The organism is Streptomyces sp. NPDC050546, assembly GCF_044457425.1.
In the GTDB taxonomy this organism is placed as follows: Bacteria; Actinomycetota; Actinomycetes; order Streptomycetales; family Streptomycetaceae; genus Streptomyces.
Window position 1 is genome coordinate 829,171 of the sequence record NZ_JBITGX010000001.1, and the last position, 21,847, is coordinate 851,017.

Genomic DNA, 21,847 nt, shown 5'->3' on the forward strand with positions numbered 1-21,847 from the left:
ATGGTGGCGACGGCTTGGACGGCATGGTGGAGGCCCTCGCCTCGCTGGCAGCGGAGTGAGTCTGGGGAACGCCGGCGCGAGGGCCGTGGGGCCGCCGGTCACCTGGCGGGGATCGCACCGACCAAGTCAGGACTCTCGACGGTCCTCCTGCAGGCATGCGGCTCTCCCCGCCTCAAGGCCGGGCTCGTCAGCTGTACTGCCCGTACTGCCGTGCGGACCGCCGGGGGGCCGGCGGCCGCTTGGCACGATCGCCGGACCCGCGGCGTTCCGGCCTCAGACACTCGCGGGCGTCCCAGTCAGACGCTGGCCCGGCAGCCACCACGCCGGCGGCTGCGGGGCGTTGTCCACCCACTGGTGCAACGTCAGGTCGTCGTGGTGCTCGCCCGGGTGGCCACGCGACCGCGTGCAGTATTGGCGCCCCTTATGTCACGCAGTCACACCCGTGTTGCGGAAGCGGTGAGGGACGAAGCCTGCCCGGTCACCGATACCCGGGCAGTCGGCACCTACGAACACGATCAGATCAGGTTGTACGTCGGACTGCGGAGCTCGGTGGCCCCCTGCAGGACCCGCACGATCAGGGCAGTGACGCGTACGTCTCGGCCGGAACCTACTTCATGCACCACGTCGTGACGGAAAATCACTTCCACACCACGCCCTTGATCGGCACCCGCATCTTCATCATTCCCGGCGACGCTCTGCGGCCCCTGATCGCCGGGAAACCGCGCACCGGCCAGGCCACTTCACCCGCGGCGCAGATCCTCATGGCACACATCAGCATGGTGCAGCGGACCCTGAGCGACCTCAGCCCGGCGGGCGCGCACGCGTCCCGCAACGCCCTGCTCGAACTTGCCAAGGGACTGGTCCTCGACCACTTCGACGACCCCGAGCCCACCTTCACCCCGGCGCTGGCGCAGGCGGCCAAGAAACTCGCCGATGCCCGGCTCACCGACCCGACCTGTCGCCGGGCACGATCGACGCGCAACTGCACGTCTCCGTACGCACTTTGCAGCGGGCCTTCGCGAGTCTGGACGAGTCGTTCAGTGCCTGCATCCGCCGCCGACGCCTGGAGAAGGCAGCCGAGGCCCTCACCGCCTCCGGGTCACGGCTCACCGTCTCCGAAGCCGCCGCGCTCTGGCATTTCACCGACAGCAGCCACTTCATCCGCTCTTTCGAGAAGCAATACCACGCGACACCAGCGCAATTCGCACGCCGACTGACGTGACGCCTCAGCTCTTCCTCGTCTGCGGGGCACCGAGTCCCGATTCCCGCCACGCCTGCCCTGGAACGAGGCCAGGCCGACCGAGGGCCCGGCGGGCAGTAGGGGGCGTCGGGCTCCTCAGCGTGGTCCCAGCCGTGAGCGTGCCTTCCGGCCCAGCCAGGGACGTGTTCCGCAGACCGCCCGTCGTGGCGAAGACCACGGTCGCGTTCAGGAAGTGCAGAAGACGCGGAATCGGATGGACACGGTTCGGTGCGGTGGTCGATGATCTCCGACATGATCCGGGCCGCCACTGTGGACGACATCGCGGAGATCCGCGCGATGATCCGCGAACTCGCTGAGTACGAACGGGCTCCTGAGCAGGCCCGAGCAACCGAGGAGCAGCTCCGCGAGGCACTGTTCGGAGAACATCCCGCTGCGTTCGCCCTGATCGCTGAGGACGACGAGACGGGTCAGGCCGTGGGCTTTGCCCTGTGGTTCCCCCGCTTCTCTACCTGGACCGGCACGCGCGGCATGCACCTGGAGGACCTCTACGTGCGGTCGCACGCCCGCGGTGGAGGACACGGCAAGGCACTGCTCGCCTCATTGGCCGCGATCTGTCAACAGAGCGGCTACGAGCGCTTCGAATGGTGGGTCCTGGCCTGGAACGAACCGACGATCGACTTCTACAAGTCACTCGGCGTGGAGTTGCTGAACGAGTGGAAGGTATGCCGGCTGAGCGGTGAACCACTCAAGGAACTCGCTGCCCAGGTGCCGGCAGTCCTCTCCCAGACTCCGGCCCTGTAGGGCGGAGGGGCATGCAACCTCCAGTCGCAGCAGTGATCGAAGCCCACCGGACACTGGAAAGGCTCGTGGCCGGACTGAGCGATCAGCAGGTCGCCGAGGCATCCGCCCTTCCGGGTTGGTCACGCGGCCACGTCCTCGCGCATCTCACCGACAACGCGAGAATGTTCACCCGTCTCGCGGAACATGCCCTGCGCGGTGAACTTGTAGCGGGCTACGACGGCGGGGTCGACGAGCGCAACGCGATCATCGAGGCAACGGCCGGCCGCAGCGCAGCCCAGCACCGCGCGCAACTCGCCGCGCACACGGCCGGGCTGGAGGCATCCTGGGCACGCGCCACCGGCATGGACTGGAGCCGCCCGGTCACGTTCCGCAACGCGAACCTTGCCGCCACCGTCTTCGCACGCTGGCGCGAGGCATGGATCCACATGGTCGATCTGGAACTCGGCGTGCGCCCGGACGACTGGCCCGAGGACCTGTCCGCACACACCATCGACTTCCTCCTCGGCCGCCTGCCGACAGGCGCACGCCTCCGTGCCGAGGACGTGAGCCGCCAGTGGTCCGTCGGCGACGGGCCGACGGGCACGGTGGTTACCGGGGGCCTGCGCGACCTGGCGGCCTGGCTGGCCGGACGTAGACCCGTTGTTTCACCAGTGGCGGCGGAGGAACTGCCTGCTCTCGGGCCCTGGCCGCCCCACCCTCCACAGCGCCATGACCGCCTGTGACCTCGTCACCCGCCAGGGGGTGTCGGGCACGTCGTCCCGGCTCGAACGGCGCAAAGAATTGCTGGTGAGGGCCCCGGGACACAGTCCCCTCCACAACCACGCCCCTCTCAACACGGCCGGAACGGCCGGAGAGCCGGGCTGGTTCGCGTGCGCTCACTGCCCTGCTACGTCTCTGCCGAGGCGGCGTCTGTGGTCGCCGAGCCCTCGGGCAGACCTCCCCGACAATCGGGCCCGTCCGGGTCCTGCTGTATGCCAGCCACGACCTTCGGTTGCACCGCCGGTAGCAGCGATGGTGGATGCGCACCCGACGACCGTGGTACATCCCGGCCCAACCGCGACCGCCCCGATGCCGGAGGCAATGCCCGCGAGGGCGGCACCCGTTCCCTCCAGGAATGCCCCGATCTTGAAGAGTCCTGCGGGGTCGCTGTTCTGGTCGGCGTAGGCGCCGGCGTATCGGAACGGCTGAAGGGCTGCCTCCGTGGTGCCAGCTTGGTGCGTTCGGAGTTGGTCGTGCCCGCGTGGACCAGGTCGTAGGACCAGCCGGTGGTGGAGCCGTTCTTGCCGGTCAGCTGGGAGGCGTCGTTGTGGGTGTAGGTGATGCCGCCGGGGCAGGCGTTCTTGACGAGTCCTGACCTGCAATGTTGTGCCCGACCTGGAGCGGGTGGACGCCCGTGGAGAGCCGTTGCAACCTGTGCCATGTGGTACCCAGTGAGGGACCCAAGATCAGGACCGGAGCGTCTTCTGGCCCGTCAAAGCGGTATTGCAGGGTGTTCGGTGGTGTCTCACTCACCCGCCTGAGCCTCTCATCTGTCACGACAGCCCCTATGAGCGGGGTAGTGGCTGTGGCTGTTTGACCAGGTGGAAGACCTCGCGGACCGCATAGCGCTTGAGGCAACGGACGATTTCACGCCGGGTCTTGCCCTCCTTGATCCGCCGCTCGTAATAGTCCTGGGTACGCTGGTCGACCCGCAGACGGGTGAACACGATGCGATGGAGCGCGGCGTTGGCCTGCCGTTCCGGGTTGTCCCCCATCGTGATCAGCAACGTGACCGCCGTGTCCGGGCCGATCCCCACCACGTCGAGCAGCTGTGGGGCGTGGCATTTCACTAGCCGGGCCAGATGAGCATCTATCTCCCGGATTTGCTCGGAGAGCCGGCCGATCCGGGATGCCAGCAGCCGCAGTGTGATCCGGGTGGCCTGCAGCACCGACTCCTCGCCGACGCCCTCGCGACTGCTGGTGTCGGGGAACCGTGCACAGGTACGGAAGAGTTCGGCATTGCCCAGTCCGGCCACTTCTTCCCGCAAGGCGGGATCGGCGGTGACGAGGACGGCCTTGAGCTGGTTGATGGTCTGGGTGCGGGCTTTGACGGCCGACGCCTTCGTGAGTTTGTACATCCTGGCGATCTGCACCGGCCCGTCGCCTGATTTGGCCCGCGCGCAGGCCCGCCCGCTCAATACGGCTCGCGCCGCGTTCTGGGCATCGAGCGGATCCGATTTGCCACGCCGACGGCGATCCGCCCGGTCCATCCAGTTCACATCAAACACGTCCACGCCCTGGGCCAGCAGATAGCGGGTCAGGGATGCCCCGTAGGAGCCGGTCCCCTCCGCCCCGGCCCGCCTCACGGCTCCCGACCTCGTGGCCCACTTCAGCAGATCCCGGTAGCCGGCAGCGGTGGCACGGAACTCGTCGGTGGCCAGCACCGCCCCTGTCAAGGAGAGCACCGAAGCCACATGGGCATCACGATGTGTATCCACTCCCAACACCACCTCCCCCGCAGGGCGGTGACGGAGGGACTTCGGAGCAGGCAACGTACTGGGCATGGTCGAATTCGCCATACCTGATCCTTCCGTCCGATGGCGTGTCGCGTTGTCGGTACCGGGCCGCGTCGGACGGTCAGAATCGTGAGGACGCCACAGCGATCGGCAGGGCCCCTATCGGGACACGCCCCGCCAGTCCGGTACCGACAACGCACCATCCCCGGCCAAAGGCCGACACTGTGACAGCGGGACACTTCGGTCAGAAATATCATGAGTCAGGCCCCGGGTCCGGGACAGCACCCGCCCATCCTCCCGCTGTCATCTCCCCGGCGCTCAGGGGCCGCAGAAGATGCTCAGTTCCCCTCACTCAACACCCAGAACCTGATTCCAGTCACCACAACAGCGCACGCAGACAACCGGCCCGTGCAAAGTTCCGGTTCACGACGCCAACGTGACAGCCTGGCCTGGCATGGCGGCACCGCGATGGTCCGATCAAGCCCCGAGCGACAGGGCCACCCCGACGACCCCGCATTCGCCTGTCAGTTTCCGCCAAAGTGCCGTGCCCCCGCACGCAGATCAAGGATGTCCGACCTTGGTTCTTACCTCTTTGACGAAGGCGGCCAGCAGATCGCGGCGACGGCGCTCACGAGTACGGGACTCCCGCCGCAAGCCAGTTGCGGTCCCTGGCCATCATCACCGTCCTGATCCCACTGGCCGCCCTCGGCGTCCTGGGCCTGGCCATCGTGGTGTTCATCCACGAACTCGCCGAGGTCCTGGTCATCGCCAACGCGATCCGCGCCGCCAAGGTGGAGACCGGCGGGACGGACTGGCCGGACAGGCGGTTGTCACCGGGCGGCCCAACTGTGCCCGCCCAAATCGTCCAGCGCCTGGCGGGCCTGCCGGAGCGCTCCGGTACGCAGCCGCTGAAGGTCAACTGGGTCATGTGCTTCGGGCAGGCCGCCCTCCTCGGTGTGCTGCGCTCGGTCATGGCGCAGTCCGGGCCGCAGGGGCCGCCCATCACCAACAACAAGGTGGCCCAGTTCGTCGCCCGGTCGGACGGGCGGCTGCGTGGCGCGGCCGGCGCGGATCTCACCCGACCGGTCCAGGCCGTTGACGAACTACGCGCTGCCGAGTTCGGGGGCGACCGAAACATCCCGTTCACACCACGCAAGGCCGCCGTCCAGGTGGTGCGGTCTGCCCAGTCGAAGCGCACGTTGCCGGAACGGGACGCCACCCGCGCTGGAACCCCGGACCGTCAGCTGCTGCACCATGCGGCGGCCGGTCCTTCCGGTGGCGCCGGTCACCAGAATCGTCTCACGAAGAGCCGCAGGCACTCGTCGCCCCAGCCGTAGGCGGGGTTGGTCAGGAAGTCACAGAACTGCCTTACCGAGCCCTGGTAGTTGCGCAGGGTGGAGCGGACACAGCCGTGCACGGCCCGCAGCCCCCGGCCTTGGCGGAGAGCACCCACCAACGCCCGGTTCCCGGAGCCGATATGGCTGACCCCCGCCGCAAGGACCCCAACGCCCCGCCCGGTGGTGATCTCCGAAACGGTGCTGTCGGCGGGTGGCGGAACTCGCGGCGCTGCTGGTCGTCCCTGAGGGTGCCCGGTGCGGCGACCGGGTCCGGCTCCTTGCGGTTCCTGTTCACCGATCGGTGTCGGGGGTGCAGCCAGATAACTGACTACCCATTAGTATCTGACGGGTCATCAGCTCCAAAGCGCGCGGCGTGCGCCGAATCCGCTCGTCCCGATCGCACACCCCCTCGATCGCACAGAGGAGCCTCCCCCCATGACGCACACCCTTATCGGCGTCAGCCCGTTGGGTGCACCGGACCCCCGCCTCGTCGCCGCCGTCTGCCGGGCCGGTGGGTCCGGTGTCCTCGACCTCGGCCCGGGCGCCCGCGCCGCCCGCGAAGCCCTGACCCTCTTGCGGCAGTGGGCCCCCGGCCGCCACTGCGTGCGGGTCCCCGCCGACTGTGCGCTGCGCCCCGAAGAGCTGTGGGCCCCGGCGCCCACCGGAACGCGTCGCACCGCGGCCCCGGCCGCAGCCGGACCGTGCACCGTGCTCCTCGCCCCCGACGCACCCTGGACCGTCGCCGAGGTCCGGGCCGCCGCCCGCGCCGCCGCCGCGGACCCCGCCGTACTCGCCGAGGTCCGCGGCACCGGCGAGGCCGTCCGGGCCGTGGCCGACGGTGTCACCGGGCTCGTCGTGCGCGGCGAGGAGTCCGGCGGCCCCTGCGGCGAACACTCCACCTTCGTGCTGCTCCAGCGCGTACTCGGCGCCGTACCGGCCGACCTGCCGGTGTGGGCCTGCGGGGGCATCGGGCCGCACACTGCGGCCGCCGCCGTGCTCGCGGGCGCCCGCGGAGTCGTACTGGACATCCAGCTCGCACTGCTCGACGAGGCCGGTACGGCCCCCGCGGCCGCCGGTCTGCTGCGCGCCGCCGACGGCACCGAGACCGTCGTCGTCGACGGCTGCCGGGTGCTCGACCGGAGCCGCCCCGGCCTCCCGGCCGCCCTGCGCGACCGGCCCCTGCCGCTGGGCCAGGATGCCTTTCTCGCCGCCCGGTTCGCCGAGCGGTACGGCACCGTGGACCGCGCCCTCGCCGCCGTCACGGAGGGCATCGACGCCGCCGTGGCGGACGACGGCGCCGTGCTGCGCGGCGGCTCGCCGATGTGCCGGGCGCTCGGCACCGCACTGCCGGTCGTCCAGGGCCCGATGACCCGGGTCAGCGACCAGGCGCGGTTCGCGGCGGCCGTCGCGGACGGCGGCGGACTGCCGGTCGTCGCGCTCGCCCTGGCCGGGCCCGAGCAGACCCGCACCCTGCTCGAGCAGACCAAGTCCGCGCTCGGCGACCGCTCCTGGGGCGTCGGCATCCTCGGCTTCGTTCCGGAAGAGACACGCACCGCCCAACTGGAGGCCATCCGTGAGCTGCGCCCCAGCCACGCCGTCATCGCGGGCGGCCGTCCCTCCCAGGCGGCCGCTCTGGAGGCCGAGGGCATCCGTACCTTTCTGCACGTGCCGTCGCCCGGGCTGCTCGGCCAGTTCCTGGCGGCCGGCGCCCGGCGCTTCGTCTTCGAGGGCGCCGAGTGCGGCGGGCACATCGGGCCGCGCAACAGCTTCCCGCTCTGGGAGGCGCAACTGGCCGTCCTGGAGGACTTCCTCGACGCGGCGGCCGACGACGGTCACGCCGATGGCGGTGACGCCGCCGACCCACAGGACGTACAGGTGCTGTTCGCGGGCGGCATCCACGACGAGCGCTCCGCCGCCATGGTCGCCGCGCTCGCCGCCCCGCTCACCACCCGCGGTGCCGTCGTCGGCGTTCTGATGGGCACCGGCTACCTCTTCACCGAGGAGGCCGTCGAATGCGGCGCCATCCGGCCGCTGTTCCAGCGCGCGGCCTTGGACGCCAGGTCGACCACGCTCCTGCACACCGCGCCCGGCCACGCCACCCGCTGCCTGCCCAGCGCGTTCAGCGACACGTACCAGGAGGTCAAGGACGAGCTGCGGACTCAGGGGATACCCGAGCGGCAGGTCTGGCAGGAGCTGGAGCGGCTCAACGTCGGCCGCCTGCGCATCGCCAGCAAGGGCGTCGAGCGGGTCGGCGACGAGTTGCTCGACGTCGACGAGGAGCGCCAGCGCGAAGCGGGCATGTTCATGGCCGGCGAGGTCGCCGTGCTCCGCTCCGCCGTCACCACCGTCGCCGCCCTGCACCACGCGGTCACCGACGGGGCAGCCGACTTCTACGGGCGCCGCACCGCCGAACTCGCCGCTGCCGCCCGCGACGCGGGCGGCACGGTACCCGCGCGGAACCCGGCCCCCGCTCCCGAACCGCTCGACATCGCCGTCGTCGGCATGGCCGGCATGTTCCCCGGCGCCGCCGACCTGCCCGCCTACTGGGCCCAGGTGCTCGCCGGCGCCGACGCGATCACCGAGGTCCCGGACACCCGCTGGGATCCCGCGCTGCACTTCGGCGCGGACGCCGAGGCGGACGACGTGTCCGCGTCCAAGTGGGGCGGATTCCTGCCTCCGATCCCCTTCGACCCGCTGGCCTACGGAATCCCGCCCGCCTCCCTGGCCGCCATCGAACCCGTCCAGCTCCTCGCACTGGAGGCGGCCAGGCGGGCGCTCGCAGACGCCGGGCTCGACCGCCGGGCCTTCCCGCGCGAGCGGACCTGCGTCGTCTTCGGTGCCGAGGCGGGCAGCGACATCTCCGGTGCCGCGACGCTGCGCAGCGTCCTGCCCTCGTACGTCGGCCGTCTTCCCGAGGACCTGGAGGAGCAGCTCCCGAAGCTCACCGAGGACTCCTTCCCCGGCATGCTCGCCAACGTCATCGCCGGCCGGATCGCCAACCGGCTCGACCTCGGCGGCGCCAACTACACCGTCGACGCCGCCTGCGCCTCCTCCCTGGCCGCCGTCGACGCCGCCTGCAAGGAACTGGCCTGCGGTGCCGCCGACGTGGCCCTGTGCGGCGGCGCCGACCTGCACAACGGCATCAACGACTACCTGCTCTTCTCCTCCGCGCACGCGCTGTCGCCCACCGGCCGCTGCCGCACGTTCGACGCGGCCGCCGACGGCATCGCACTCGGCGAGGGCGTCGCCTGTCTCGTACTCAAGCGCCGCGCCGACGCCGAGCGGGACGGCGACCGGATCTACGCCGTCATCGAGGGCGTCGGCAGCGCCAGCGACGGCCGCTCCCTCGGCCTGACCGCGCCCCGCCCCGAGGGCCAGCGCGCCGCCCTGGAACGCGCCTACGCGCAAGCTCGCGTCTCGCCCGCCGAGGTCGGCCTGATCGAGGCCCACGGCACCGGGACCGTCGTCGGCGACCGCACCGAACTCAGCACACTCACCCGGCTGTTCGAGGAGGCCGGGGCCGCGCCCGGCGGCTGCGTCGTGGGCTCCGTCAAGTCCCAGATCGGGCACACCAAGTGCGCCGCCGGTCTCGCCGGACTGATCAAGACCGCGCTCGCCCTGCATACCGGGGTGCGCCCGCCCACCCTGCATATCGACGTGCCCAACCCCGTCTGGACCGGCCCCGACAGTCCATTCGTCTTCCACAGCGAGGCCCGGCCCTGGGCTGAGCCCGCCGCCCGCCGCGTCGCCGGGGTGAGCGCCTTCGGATTCGGCGGCACCAACTTCCATGCGGTGCTGCGGGCCCACGCCGACGCCGGAGCGCCGCCGCGCCAGAGCCACGACGTCTGGCCCGCCGAGCTGTTCGTCTTCCGCACCCGCGCAGCGGCCGAGGAACTCGCCGGCCTCGCGGCGAGCGGTCACTGGCGGCTGCGGGACCTGGCGCGTACCGCCGCACAGCGCGCGGAGACCGGCCCGGGCCCGCTCCTCGGTGCCGTGGTCGCCGAGTCCGTCACCGAACTCCCGCACCTGATACGGGACCTACTCGACGGCACGCCCGGGAGAAGCGGAGTGTTCCCGGCCACAGGAGCCCCCGCCGGGGCGGCCGACGGCGACGGTGGCAAGGTGGCGTTCCTCTTCCCCGGCCAGGGCAGCCAGCGCCCCGGCATGTTCGCCGAGCTGTTCACCGCCTTCCCCGAACTCGGCCGCCACCTGTACCACGCCCCGGCCGCCGCCCTCTTCCCGCCCGCCGCCTTCGACGCCGCCGAACGCGCCGCACAGGTCGCCCGGCTCACCGACACCCGCCACGCCCAGCCCGCGCTCGGGGCGGTCGGCCTCGCCGCGTACGACACCCTCACCGCGGTCGGTGTCCGCCCCGACATGGCCGCAGGGCACTCCTACGGCGAACTCGTCGCGCTCTGCGCCGCGGGCGCCCTCGACCCCGACAAGCTCGGTGACCTCAGCCGGGAGCGGGCCGAGGCGATCCTCGCCGCGATCGGCGCACAGGGGTCCGATCCCGGCACCATGGCCGCCGCCGTGGCCTCCGCCGAGCAGGTGACCCGGGTGCTCGCCGGGGGAGGTCTGGCCGAGCGGGTCGTCGTCGCCAACCACAACGCGCCCGCGCAGAGCGTGCTCTCGGGCCCGAGGGACGCCGTCGCCGAAGCCGTCGACGCGCTCACCGCCGCCGGGTTCTCCGTCCGCCCTCTGCCCGTCGCCTGCGCCTTCCACAGCCCGCTGGTCGCCGGGGCCGTGTCCCGCTTCGCCGAGATCCTGACGGCGTACGCCGTGCGCGGCCCCGAGTTCCCGGTCTGGGCCAATCTCACCGGCACCCGCTATGCCGGGGACCCCGCCCGGGTACGGGCCGACCTCGCCGAGCAGATCGCCGCCCCCGTCCGTTTCGCCGACCAGATCGATGCGATGTACGACGCCGGGGCGCGGATCTTCGTCGAGTGCGGGCCCGGCACGGTGCTCACCGGTCTGGTCGGTCAGATCCTCGGCGATCGGCCGCACGTCGCCGTCCCGTTCGAGCCCCGCCCCGACGCGGGCCTGCGCGGCCACCTCGAGGCCCTGGCCCGGCTCGCCGCGGCCGGTGTCCCGGTGGCGCCCGCACGGCTCTTCAGCGGACGCGACACGGCACTCGCCGACCCGGCTGCCGTGCCGGAGCGGCCCGGCTGGACGGTCGACGGCCACCTCGTACGCACGGCGGACGGCCGGCCGGTGCCGGGAGCGCTGCGCCCGGCCCGGCGCATCTCGGGCATCCCGCGGGCCAGAGAGCGGACCAGTGAGGCGACGACGATGGGCGAACGGGAAGAACTGCTCCGGGAGTTCCTGCGCAACAGCCGGGAGATGCTGGCCGCACAACGGGACGTGCTCCTCGGCTACTTCGGGGCTCCGCCCGCGCCGCAGGCGGCTCCGCCGACCCCCGAGCCCCTTCCGGCCCCGGCTCCGGCCGCTCTCGCTGCGGCTCCGGCACCCGCTCCCGCTCCGGTGGTGGTGGATGTGCTGGCCGAGGTGCTGGCGGTGATCGCGGAACGTACGGGATATCCGGTGGAGATGGTGGGGGCGGAGTCGGATCTGGAGGCGGATCTGAGTGTGGATTCGATCAAGCGGACAGAGATCGCCGGGGAGCTGGGACGGCGGCTGCTGGGCTCGGGTGCGGATCTGCGGTCGTTGCCGGACGCGGACCTGGAGGAGCTGACCCGGGAGCGCACCGCCGCCGGGATCGCCGACTGGCTGCGGGCCCGCGCGAAGGCGCTCGCCGATCCGGACCCGGCACCCGCCCTCGCCACCTCGGCCCCCGTAGCCGGGGAGTCCCCCGACCCGCTCACCGGCCAGGCTCCCCGCCGCTATCTGCTGCGGCCCGCCCCGCTCGACCCGCCGCCCGTGCCCGGCGCCGAAGGCGCGGCACAGCTGCGCGGGAAGCGGTTCCTGATCGTCGCGGACGACACGCCACTCGCACGGGCACTTGTCACCCGGCTCACCACACTCGGCGCGCTCGCCGCCCGTGGCGGCCCGGACACCGCACAGCTCGCCAGGCACACCGGCCCGGTCGACGGAGTGCTGCACCTGGGCGCTCTCGCGGGTACGGAACAGCAACTGCTGCCCGCCAAGCTCACCGTGCTCCAGGAACTGCTGCTGCGCGGCCCGCGCCGGCTGCTCTGCCCTCGCCTCCCCGACGACACCAGCGGCCTCGACGGCTTCGTGCGCACCGCGGCCCGCGAATACCCCGACACCGTGGTCCGCACCGTGGAGCTCGACCCCGACGAGCCCGCCACCGAGCAGGCCGAGGCACTCGTCGGGGAACTGCTGGCGCCCGACCGGGAGCCCGTCGTGCTGCGCACCTGCGGCGTCCGCCGCGCCCCGGTACCGTACGAGAGCCCTCTGGGCCCGCCCGTCTCCTCCGGCGCCGGGCCCGCCTCCTCCGGCGCCGCCGCTGCCGCGGCACTCGGGCTCGGCCCGGAGTCGGTCGTCGTCCTCGCGGGCGGCGCACGCGGCATCACAGCCCGGTTCACCCTCGCCCTTGCCGCCGCCGCACGCTGCCGGGTCGAACTGCTCGGGCGTACGCCGCTCGACGACGGCACGGGCGGGCACCACGAGCTGGCCCACGCCACCGACCTGCCCGCGCTGCGTGCGGCGCTCGCCGCCCGGGGCGGTATGAGCACCGCCGAGATCGACCGCGAAGCCGGCCGCGTCCTGGCCCGCCGCGAGATCGCCGCGACCCTGGCCGAGGTACACGACGCGGGCGGCCGGGCCAGATACCGGGCACTCGACCTGCGGGACGCGGAGGCCGTGCAGCAGGCGGTCAAGGAGACATACGCGACGTACGGCCGGATCGACGGGGTCGTACACGCCGCCGGAGTGATCGAGGACCGGCTGCTCGCCGAGAAGGACCCCGTCTCCTTCGAACGGGTCTACGGCACCAAGGTGGACGGCGCCCGCGCACTGCTCTCGGCTCTCCGGCGACTTCCCCAACTGCCCGCCTTCACCGTCATGTTCGGCTCCGTCGCGGCGGTGTACGGCAACCGCGGCCAGGCCGACTACGCCGCCGCCAACGACGCACTCGCCCGCCTCGGCCGCCTCTGGCGCGCCGACACCGGCAGCCGTACCGTCACCGTGCACTGGGGCCCGTGGGCGCCGGCCGGGGCGCACGGCGGCATGGTCGGCCCTGAGCTGGGCCGGGAGTACGCGCGCCGCGGCATCGAGCTGATCGACCCGGAGGAGGGCGTGCTCGCGTTGCTGCGGGAGCTGGCCTGGGGCGAGCCGGAGACCGACGAGGTCGTCCTGACGGCGTCGGGCCGGTGAACCCCACGATGCGACCGACCGCCCCGCGGCACCGGCAGCCCGTCGCCATCGTCGGCATGGCGGTGACCCTGCCCGGCGCCTGTGACCTGGCCGCGTACTGGCACAACCTCGTCACCGGCGCTGACGCCATCTCAGACGTGCCCAAGGCCCGCTGGGACGCGGACACCTACTACGACCCGGACGGACGGCGCGGCCTCGATGGCGTCTACTGCCGCCGCGGCGGCTTCGTCGACGGGCTCGACGCGCTCGCCGCCTTCGACCCGACCGCCTTCGGACTCATGCCGGACTCCGTGCCCGGCACCGAACCCGACCAGCTGATCGCGCTGCGTACCGCCGCGTCCGCGCTCGCCGACGCGGGGGAGGCCGCACTGCCCGAGGACCGCTCCCGGGTCGGTGTCGTGCTCGGCCGCGGCGGTTATCTGAGCGACGGACTCGCCCGACTCGACCAGCGGATGCGCACCTCAGCCCAACTGGTGCGCACCCTGCACGAGTTACTGCCCGAGCTGGACGGCGAGCGGCTCGACGCGGTACGGATGGCGTTCACGGCCGCGCTCGGCGGGGAGCAGAGCCCCGAGTCGGTGATCGGCCTCGTGCCCAACTTCGCGGCGTCCCGGGTCGCCAACCGGCTCGATCTGCGTGGCCCCGCCTACACCGTGGACGCGGCCTGCGCCTCCTCGCTCGTCGCACTCGACCAGGCCGTCGGCACGCTCGCCGCGGGCAGTTGCGACGTGATGCTCGCGGGCGGCGTACACCACTGTCACGACATCACGCTCTGGTCCGTCTTCAGCCGGCTGCGGGCGCTGTCGCCGTCCCAGCGGATCCGCCCGTTCCACCGGGACGCGGACGGCGTGCTGATGGGCGAGGGCACCGGCGTGGTCGTACTCAAACGGCTCGCGGACGCGCGGCGCGACGGCGACCGGATCTACGCCGTGGTCCGCGGCGTCGGCGTGGCCGGCGACGGCCGGGCCGGCTCCCTGGTCAACCCGGACCCCGGCGGCCAGGCCCGCGCCGTCCGGCTCGCCTGGGCGGCGGCGGGGCTCGACCCGGCGGCACCGGGGTCGCTCGGCCTCCTGGAGGCGCACGGCACCGGAACCCCCGGCGGCGACCGGGCCGAACTGGCCGCGCTGGCCGAGGTGTTCGGGCCGCCGGACCCGGACGCCGGGCCCGACGCCGTGATCGGCTCCGTGAAGTCGATGATCGGCCACACGATGCCGGCGGCGGGTGTGGCGGGCCTCGTCAAGGCGGCCCTGGCGGTGCACCACGGCATGCTCCTGCCGACCCTGCACTGCGACGACCCGCACCCGGCGCTCCGCGTCACCCGCTTCGCTCCGGCCCAGCAGGCCCGGACCTGGGACGGGGACGTCCGGCGTGCGGCGGTCAGCGCCTTCGGCTTCGGCGGGATCAACGCCCACGTCGTCCTGGAGTCGGTACCGGAGCCCGTGCCTGCCCCCGCATGGGCGCCTGCCCCGGCGTCGGCTCCCGCACCGGCATCGGCCCCGGCCGTCGCGCCTGCGGCCCCGGCACCCGGCGGCCCGGGCGCGGGGCCTGCGGCCTGCGCGGACCGTGCCGAAGTGGCCGAGCCGCCCCGGCTGTTGCGGCTCGCCGCCGCGACCCCGCAGGACCTCGCCGAACTGCTCGACGCCGACGACACCGAGCTGCGCGCGGCCGCCGCGGAGGGCGGAGCGAGAGGAGCCGGGGGCGCCCGCGTCGCCGTCCTGGACCCCACCGGCCGCCGCCTCGCCCTGGCCCGCAAGGCCGTCGCCCGCGCCCGGACCTGGGGCGGCCGGAGCGACGTCTGGTGCGCGCCGCGGCCGGTGCTCGGCACGGGCGGCGGGAAGATCGCCTTCCTCTGCCCAGGGCTGGAGGCCGAGTTCGAGCCGCGGGCAAAGGACGTCGCCCGCCACTTCGGCCTGCCGGCGCCGCACTGGCCGGACGCCCGCGTGGGCGACGTCGCCCGGCACGGCGCGGCCGTCGTCGGCCTCGGCCGGCTGCTCGCCGGAGCGCTCGCCCGGATCGGCGTCCGGCCGGACGCGCTGGCCGGGCACAGTGTGGGGGAATGGACGGCGATGGCGGTCGGCGGGATGTACGCGGACGCCGAGGTCGACGCCTTCCTGCGGGACTTCGACCCGGCCACGCTGCGCGTCCCAGGGCTCGCCTTCGCCGCGTTCGGCACCGGTGCGGACCAGGTGGATCCCGAGCTCGCGGCGTACCCGGACGTCGTCGTCTCGCACGACAACGCGCCCCACCAGACCGTCGTCTGCGGGCCTCACGACCAGGTCGAGGCGCTCACCGGGCGGCTGCGCGGCGCGGGAGTGCTCGGTCGGCTGCTGCCCTTCGAGTCCGGCTTCCACACGCCGATGCTCGCCCCGTACCTCACCTCCATCGAGAAGGCCGCGCGCGGCTTCACGCTGCACCCGCCCCGGGTGCCCGTCTGGTCCGCCACGACCGCCGCGCCCTTCCCGGCCGACGAGGCCGCGGCGCGCGCGCTCTTCCTGCGCCACCTGCTCGAACCGGTCCGCTTCCGGCAGCTCACCACGGCCCTGTACGACGCCGGGTTCCGGGCCTTCGTACAGCTGGGCCAGGGCCAGCTGCCGGCTCTCGTGGACGACACCCTCACCAGCCACGCGTGCCTGACGCTCAGCACCAACACGCCCCGGCACAGCGGGCTTTCGCAGCTGTACCGGGTGGCGGCCGGACTCTGGTCGCACGGTGCCGAGCCGAACTTCGCGGCGCTGCGGGCGGGGGCCACGCCTCGGTCGACGGCGGCACCTGCCCGTACGGCGGAGACCGACCCTACGGCGCAGACCGTCCGTACGGCCAAGGAGAGCCCGCGAGCCGTTCCCGCCCCCGTCACCGTCACCGTCCCCCTCACCCTCGGCTCCGGGCTCGTCTCGCTCGACGCCGCCACCCGGGACCGGCTCCGCAGCACCCTGCGCGCGGCACCCGCACCCGGGCTGGACCGGCTCGCGGCCGTGGCCGCGCGGAGCCCCGTGGCGGCCGAACTGCGCTCGCTGCTCGGCGAGACGGCGGACACGGCAGCGGAACTGGCGGAACTGTTCGCCGCGGCAGCGGCCCCGCGCCGCACCGCGCCCGCGGCGCCGCCCCCCGAGCCCTCGGCGACCGGGGCGGTGCCACCGCCTGCCGCCACACCCCGCGCCACCACCCTGCGCATCTCACTCGACACCATGCCGTACCTCGCCGACCACTGTTTCTTCCGGCAGCCCGCGCACTGGCCCGAGATCGCCGACCGCTGGCCGGTGGTGCCCGCCACCACCCTGGTGCAGCACATGATCGACGCCGTGCCCGGCCCAGGAAGGGCCGTGGCCGTGCACGACGCCCGGTTCCTGCAGTGGACCGTCGCCGCCCCGCCCACCGAGGCCACGGTCACAGCCCGGCCCGAGGGACAGGGGCGGTACGCCGTGGAGTTCGGGCGCTTCGCCCGCGCCACGGTCGAGACCGCCCACGGGCACGGCACCGCGCCCCGCCCACAGCCGTGGCGGACGGACGCCCCGGAGAGCCGTCCGGCTGTGTCCGCGCGGCAGATGTACGACGACCGCTGGATGTTCCACGGGCCGCGGTTCCGCGGTGTCACCGAGATCGGCGCGCTCGGCGAGCGGCACGTCCGCGGTGTCCTGACCACCCCGTCCGCGCCCGGCGCGCTCCTCGACAACGTCGGTCAGCTGCTCGGCTACTGGCTGATGGCCACGCACCCCGACCGCGCCATCGTCTTCCCGACGGGCGTCGAGGAGATCCGTTTCCACGGCCCGCCCCCGCAACAGGGCACCGCACTCGACTGCCACATCAGGGTCACCACCGTGACGGACACCGCCCTGGTGGCTGACGCGCAGCTCGCCCGCGACGGCGAGGTCTGGGCCGAGATCCGCGGCTGGCGGGACCGGCGCTTCGACTCGCCGCCCGAGGTCGATCCGGTCAAACGCTGGCCCGAGCACAACACTCTGTCGGAAACCCAGGAAGGCGGCTGGCAGCTGGTCTTCGAACGCTGGCCCGACCCCGCATCCCTCGAGATCTACATGCGCAGCCAGCTCGCGGGCCCTGAGCGCGAGCAGTACGCAGGACGCCCCCCGCGCGGCCGGCGCCAGTGGCTGCTCGGCCGGATCGCCGCCAAGGACGCCGTACGCCGCCACCTGTGGGCGCACGGCGCGGGCCCCGTCTTCCCCGCCGAGATACGGGTCGCCAACGACCCTGGCGGCAGACCGCGCCCCGAGGGCGTACACGGCAGAGAACTCCCGCCTCTGGAACTGTCGCTGGCGCACTGCCGGGAGGCCGCCGTCGCACTCGTCCACCCCGCCGCCGACAGCCCTGGCACCGGCACCGGCATCGACATCGAGGAGATCGTCGAGCGCCCCGAAACGGCCTACGACGCCATCCTGGCCCCGGACGAGCGGGCGCTCTTCACCGGGCTCGGCGGCGGCCCCGGCCCGCTGACCCGCTTCTGGGCCGCCAAGGAGGCCGCGGCCAAGGCCGAGGGCACCGGACTGGGCGGCCGGCCGCGGGACTTCACGGCGGTCGAGGTCGAAGACGGCGCCCGTGCCCTCACGGTCCGGGCGCCCTCCGGCCGGCTGCGGCGCGTCCGGCTCGCCGATGTGACCAACCCGCCGGGGTTGCCCACCCGTACCTACACCGTCGCTTGGACCGAGGAGAGCCCGTCATGACCAGCCCCGCCACCACCGGCCCCGCGTATGCCGCCGTCCTCGCCGAGATCACCGACGCGCTGCACACGGTCCTCGACGACCTCGAACTGGACGACACCCCGATCACCTCCGACACCCGCTTCGTGGAGGACCTCGACCTGGAGTCCATCGACCTGGTCACGCTCACCGCCGAGCTGGGCGGGCGCTACGGCGACCGGGTCGACTTCCCCGCCTGGTTCGCCTCGCTCGAACTCTCCGACATCATCGGACTGACCGTCGGACAACTCGTCCAGTACATCGCGGGGTGCCTGCGGTGACCACGATCGAGGCGGGCGGGATCCGGCTGAACGTGGAGCGGCTGAGCGGCGCACCCACCCCGGCACCGGGCCCGCCCCAGACGGTCGTTCTCGTGCACGGCATCGCCACCGACAATCTGACCAGCTACTACTTCACCATCGCGCCCGCGCTCGCGGCAGCCGGACACGACGTCGTGATGTACGACCAGCGCGGCCACGGCCGCAGCTCCCGCCCGCCGCGCGGCTACGGCGTCGAGGACTTCAGCAGCGACCTGGACGCGCTGCTCGACGCCCTCGCCCTGGAAGGGCCCGTCCACCTGATCGGCAACTCCTTCGGCGGCACCGTCGCCCTCGCCTACGCACTGCGCCGCCCCGAGCGGGTCGCCGGCATCCTGATGCTCGAGTCCGAGCCGCCGACCGCCGCCTGGGCCAAGAAGATGAGCGGCATCCTGGCCGGCTCCGCCCACCAGCTCCACGACGAGCGCACCCTGCCGTGGATCGAGGAGACCTACGGCCGCCACGAGGCCCGCCTGGTGCGCTGGGCCACCCGGCTGCTGCACGGCACCTCCATCGCCGAGGACATCGCGTCCTGCCCCGTCCCCGCCGAGGAGTCCTGGCAGAGCCTGCACGTGCCGGTCTGCGCGGTGTACGGCGCCACCTCCGACCTGGCCGACACGGCGCCCTGGCTGGAATCGCTGCTGCCCCGCTGCCGCACCCTGACGGTGCCCGGGCACGGGCACTCCGTGCTCGTCGGCACCCCCGAGACGGTCGTCCCGCTGCTGCTCGACTGGCTACGGGACGGCCACCGGGAGCTGGTCGCGCCGTGAGCCGCTTTCTGTTCGTCGTGCCGCCCCTGGTCGGGCACGTCAACCCGGCGGTCAGCGTGGCCGCCGAGCTGACCAGATGCGGGCACCGGGCCGCCTGGGCCGGACTGCCCGGGTTCGTCGGGGAACTGGCCGGGCCCGACGCCGAGGTGTACCCGTGCGACGTGCCCCCGCTCCCGGAACGTCCGGCTGCCCTGCGCGGTGCCGCAGCCTTGCGCTTCCTGTGGGAGGAGTTCCTCGTGCCGCTCGCCGGGGCGATGGCGCCCGGTGTGCGCCGCGCGGTCGAGGGGTTCCGGCCCGATGTCGTCGTCGCCGACCAGCAGACCCTCGCCGGTGCCCTCGTCGCCGAGCGCCTCGGGGTGCCGTACGCCACCGCGTCGACCACCCCGGCGGAGTTCAGCGACGCCCTGGACGGCATGCCGAAGGTGGCTCGATGGACCGCCGGGCTCGTCGCGGAGCTGCGCGCCCGCCTCGGCGACCCGGGGCGCACCCACGATCCGCGCTTCTCCCCCGACCTGGTGCTCTCCTTCACCACGCCCGAACTCGCGGGCCCGGGCCCTCAGCTGCCGCAGCTGCGGTACGTCGGTCCGGCGTTCACCGGGCGCCCGGCCGCCGACTTCCCCTGGGAGTGGCTCGACGAGCACCGGGCCACCGTCCTGGTCTCACTCGGCACTGCCAACACCGACCTGGGGGCGCGTTTCCTCGCCGAGTGCGCGGCCGCCGCGCGGGAGCGCGGGCGGCGGCTGCAGGCGGTACTCGCCGACCCCGGGGGCGTACTCGACCAAGAGTCCGACGCCGACCTCCTGGTGCTGCCCCGGATCCCCCAACTGCCGCTCCTGCGACGGGCGTCAGCGATGGTCAGCCACGCCGGGCAGAACACCGTCGCCGAGTGCCTGTGGCACGGCGTACCGCTGGTGGTCGCACCCATCCGGGACGACCAGCCACTGATCGCCGGCCAGGTCACCGGCGCCGGCGCCGGAGTGCGGGTGCGCTTCGGGCGCGCCGACCGCCGACGGATCGGTGCCGCCCTCGACGCCGTACTCGACGGGCCCGCCTACCGCGCGGCGGCCCGGCGCGTCGGGGACTCCTTCCGTGCGGCGGGCGGGGCGGCTGCCGCGGCGGCGTACCTGGAGAAGTTCGCGGCACAGAAGCCACGGGAGCCGCAGGAGTCACGGGAGCGGTGAGCGACCGACCGGCAGGGCGACCGCCGTGCCGAAGAGTGGAACGAGAGGAGACCACGGACATGGCCACCACGAACCAACCCCCTGACACCCCCGACACACCCGCCCCACCGCCCCCTGCTTCCGACGCCGAACGCGTCGCCCGCCTGCGCCCCGCGTACCAGGCAGAGCTGGCCGACGGCATCGCCCGGTTCTTCGAGCCGCGCCGCACCGACTGCCCCTGGTGCGGCGCGCGGCAACTGCGTCGCCGCCTGCGCACCAAGGACCACCTGCAGCGAAAGCCCGGCACCTTCACCCTGGACCAGTGCCGCGACTGCGGACACACGTTCCAGAACCCGCAGCTCAGCGCGGCCGGACTGGACTTCTACTACCGGGACTTCTACGACGGCCTGTACGCCGAGAAGATCGGCGGCGCCCTGGACAGCGACGCCGCGAGGGAACGCAACCGCGACCGGGCCGCGGCCATGCGGCGGCACGCCCGGCCGAAGCGCTGGCTGGACGTCGGCACGGCGGGCGGTGACTTCTGCCTGGCGGCCAGGGAAGCACTGCCCGGCACCACCTTCGACGGGCTCGACATCGGCGCCCATGTGCTCGGGGCGCAGCAGTCGGGGCGCATCGAGCGGGCCTACCAGGGCTTTCTGCCCGACCTCGCGGACGAACTCGCCGGCCAGTACGACGCGGTGAGCATGTTCCACTGCTTGGAGCACACCACGGACCCGAAGGCCCAACTGGCCGCGGTTCACACCGTGCTCCGCCCCGGCGGCCACCTGATCATCGAGGTACCCAACCCGGAGTCGCCCTTCGGCCGCCTCTTCGGCCGGTACTGGCTGCCGTGGTTCCAGCCTCAGCACCAGCACTTCGTGACCATGAGGAACCTGCGCCGGGCCCTCACCGAGCTGGGCTTCACGGTGGTGGCGACGGACCGCGAGGAGTCCCATATCCCCGTGGACTTCACCGCGCTCGTAGGGCTGTACGTGCTGCGGCTGCTGCCGTTCCGCGACGAGCCCTGGCTGCCCGAGCCCCGGGGCCGGCTCGGCGCCGCGGTCACCAAGACGGTCTTCTGGGCGGGCATACCGTTCTGCTTCCCGATGTACGCCCTGGACCGGCTCCTCGCCCCGCTGATCCGCCGCAGCCGCTTCTCCAACGCCTTCCGGGTGATCGCCCGCCGCGAGGAGTGACCAGCCCAGCACGAGCTGGGACTGGAGAGGATGAAAGACGCCATGTGGAAGGTGGACCCTTCCCACGGAAGTCCGCTACCGCGACCCCAGGGACACCCCACAGCAGATGCTGAACCTCGTATGCGAACCCGATACGGGTCCGCTGCGACGCATCCTGCGCGACTTCATCTCCGGGGCTCCCGACGGGCCAACCATCCCAGAACTCAAGCGATACGCCCTCTTGGAAACCGTCTACGAGCCCGGCAAGGTGATCGATGCCGTCCGACAGCTACGCGACGCGGGTGCCGTAGCGACGGAACCTCGTGCCATCAACACCAAGACGCGCGTGCACCTGGCCGCGACACCTCCGGCGCCCAGCCCGTCAGCCGAGCAGGGCGCCCTCTGGTGAGCGGGCCCCAAGAGCACATCAGGGAATGCGAGCCAGGAAACGGCATTGATCGGCACGAGCTGCACAGACGGGTCCTGCCGAGGCACCTTGTCCAACTGCACGACGGGCATCTCCGGAGCAGCCCGGCGATGCCCGTCGCATCAGGTCCCCGTCCACGCAGACTCCCCGTCGGTGCACGGCGGCAGAAGCACCTCA

General features: G+C 73.0%; 12 protein-coding genes and 1 pseudogene. 11 read left to right on the top strand and 2 right to left on the bottom strand.

From position 1 onward, the window contains the following. Positions 1-1,003: 1,003 nt before the first annotated feature. The 3 genes from ACIBK5_RS03655 (at position 1,004) to ACIBK5_RS03665 (ending at position 2,724) form a co-directional block, all read left to right on the top strand. Entirely contained in the window at positions 1,004-1,222 is a 219-nt protein-coding gene (locus tag ACIBK5_RS03655; RefSeq protein ID WP_399015727.1) for a helix-turn-helix domain-containing protein, read from the top strand. Between the two features lie 270 nt (positions 1,223-1,492). Beyond that, positions 1,493-2,002 carry a GNAT family N-acetyltransferase gene (locus tag ACIBK5_RS03660; protein ID WP_399015729.1) on the top strand — a complete coding sequence of 170 codons (510 nt, stop codon included), beginning with the start codon at positions 1,493-1,495 and terminating at the stop codon, positions 2,000-2,002. 32 nt (positions 2,003-2,034) lie between these two features. Further along, positions 2,035-2,724 carry a maleylpyruvate isomerase family mycothiol-dependent enzyme gene (locus tag ACIBK5_RS03665; RefSeq protein WP_399015733.1) on the top strand — a complete coding sequence of 230 codons (690 nt, stop codon included), beginning with the start codon at positions 2,035-2,037 and terminating at the stop codon, positions 2,722-2,724. A gap of 679 nt (positions 2,725-3,403) precedes the next feature. Here the strand turns inward: ACIBK5_RS03665 and ACIBK5_RS03670 are convergent. Next, a pseudogene (locus ACIBK5_RS03670) lies at positions 3,404-3,538 on the bottom strand (3-oxoadipate enol-lactone hydrolase); the annotation flags it as partial. A gap of 8 nt (positions 3,539-3,546) precedes the next feature. Continuing rightward, complete coding sequence (locus ACIBK5_RS03675) at positions 3,547-4,560, bottom strand: transposase (RefSeq protein WP_399015735.1); 1,014 nt, start codon at positions 4,558-4,560, stop codon at positions 3,547-3,549. A gap of 596 nt (positions 4,561-5,156) precedes the next feature. Between ACIBK5_RS03675 and ACIBK5_RS03680 the strand changes: the two genes are divergently transcribed. From ACIBK5_RS03680 to ACIBK5_RS03715, 8 genes are all read left to right on the top strand, one after another. After that, positions 5,157-5,834 (top strand): hypothetical protein, encoded by a 678-nt coding sequence (locus ACIBK5_RS03680; protein ID WP_399015737.1) that lies wholly within the window; start codon positions 5,157-5,159, stop codon positions 5,832-5,834. A 435-nt stretch (positions 5,835-6,269) separates the two neighbouring features. Next, positions 6,270-13,133, top strand: coding sequence for an SDR family NAD(P)-dependent oxidoreductase (locus tag ACIBK5_RS03685; protein WP_399015739.1), 6,864 nt, complete (start codon positions 6,270-6,272; stop codon positions 13,131-13,133). A gap of 8 nt (positions 13,134-13,141) precedes the next feature. After that, positions 13,142-17,806 (top strand): beta-ketoacyl synthase N-terminal-like domain-containing protein, encoded by a 4,665-nt coding sequence (locus ACIBK5_RS03690; protein WP_399015741.1) that lies wholly within the window; start codon positions 13,142-13,144, stop codon positions 17,804-17,806. Further along, positions 17,803-18,102 (top strand): acyl carrier protein, encoded by a 300-nt coding sequence (locus ACIBK5_RS03695; protein WP_055517555.1) that lies wholly within the window; start codon positions 17,803-17,805, stop codon positions 18,100-18,102. Before ACIBK5_RS03690 ends, ACIBK5_RS03695 begins: the two co-directional genes overlap by 4 nt. Further along, the gene (locus ACIBK5_RS03700) at positions 18,099-18,908 is read left to right on the top strand and encodes an alpha/beta fold hydrolase (protein WP_399015743.1); all 810 of its coding nucleotides are present in this window, start codon (positions 18,099-18,101) and stop codon (positions 18,906-18,908) included. The genes ACIBK5_RS03695 and ACIBK5_RS03700 overlap by 4 nt, the downstream gene beginning before the upstream one ends. Further along, positions 18,905-20,089, top strand: coding sequence for a glycosyltransferase (locus ACIBK5_RS03705; RefSeq protein ID WP_399015745.1), 1,185 nt, complete (start codon positions 18,905-18,907; stop codon positions 20,087-20,089). Before ACIBK5_RS03700 ends, ACIBK5_RS03705 begins: the two co-directional genes overlap by 4 nt. A 59-nt stretch (positions 20,090-20,148) precedes the next feature. Then, positions 20,149-21,264 carry a class I SAM-dependent methyltransferase gene (locus tag ACIBK5_RS03710; RefSeq protein ID WP_399015747.1) on the top strand — a complete coding sequence of 372 codons (1,116 nt, stop codon included), beginning with the start codon at positions 20,149-20,151 and terminating at the stop codon, positions 21,262-21,264. A 106-nt stretch (positions 21,265-21,370) separates the two neighbouring features. Next, complete coding sequence (locus ACIBK5_RS03715; RefSeq protein ID WP_399015749.1) at positions 21,371-21,652, top strand: hypothetical protein; 282 nt, start codon at positions 21,371-21,373, stop codon at positions 21,650-21,652. The last annotated feature ends 195 nt before the right edge of the window (positions 21,653-21,847 follow it).

Bases quoted from the DNA above. Each gene is read 5' to 3' on its own strand.
- ACIBK5_RS03710 (WP_399015747.1), top strand. From the start codon at position 20,149: ATGGCCACCACGAACCAACCCCCTGACACCCCCGACACACCCGCCCCA.
- ACIBK5_RS03715 (WP_399015749.1), top strand. From the start codon at position 21,371: ATGCTGAACCTCGTATGCGAACCCGATACGGGTCCGCTGCGACGCATC.
- ACIBK5_RS03695 (WP_055517555.1), top strand. From the start codon at position 17,803: ATGACCAGCCCCGCCACCACCGGCCCCGCGTATGCCGCCGTCCTCGCC.
- ACIBK5_RS03685 (WP_399015739.1), top strand. From the start codon at position 6,270: ATGACGCACACCCTTATCGGCGTCAGCCCGTTGGGTGCACCGGACCCC.
- ACIBK5_RS03675 (WP_399015735.1), bottom strand. From the start codon at position 4,560: ATGGCGAATTCGACCATGCCCAGTACGTTGCCTGCTCCGAAGTCCCTC.
- ACIBK5_RS03690 (WP_399015741.1), top strand. From the start codon at position 13,142: ATGCGACCGACCGCCCCGCGGCACCGGCAGCCCGTCGCCATCGTCGGC.
- ACIBK5_RS03660 (WP_399015729.1), top strand. From the start codon at position 1,493: ATGATCCGGGCCGCCACTGTGGACGACATCGCGGAGATCCGCGCGATG.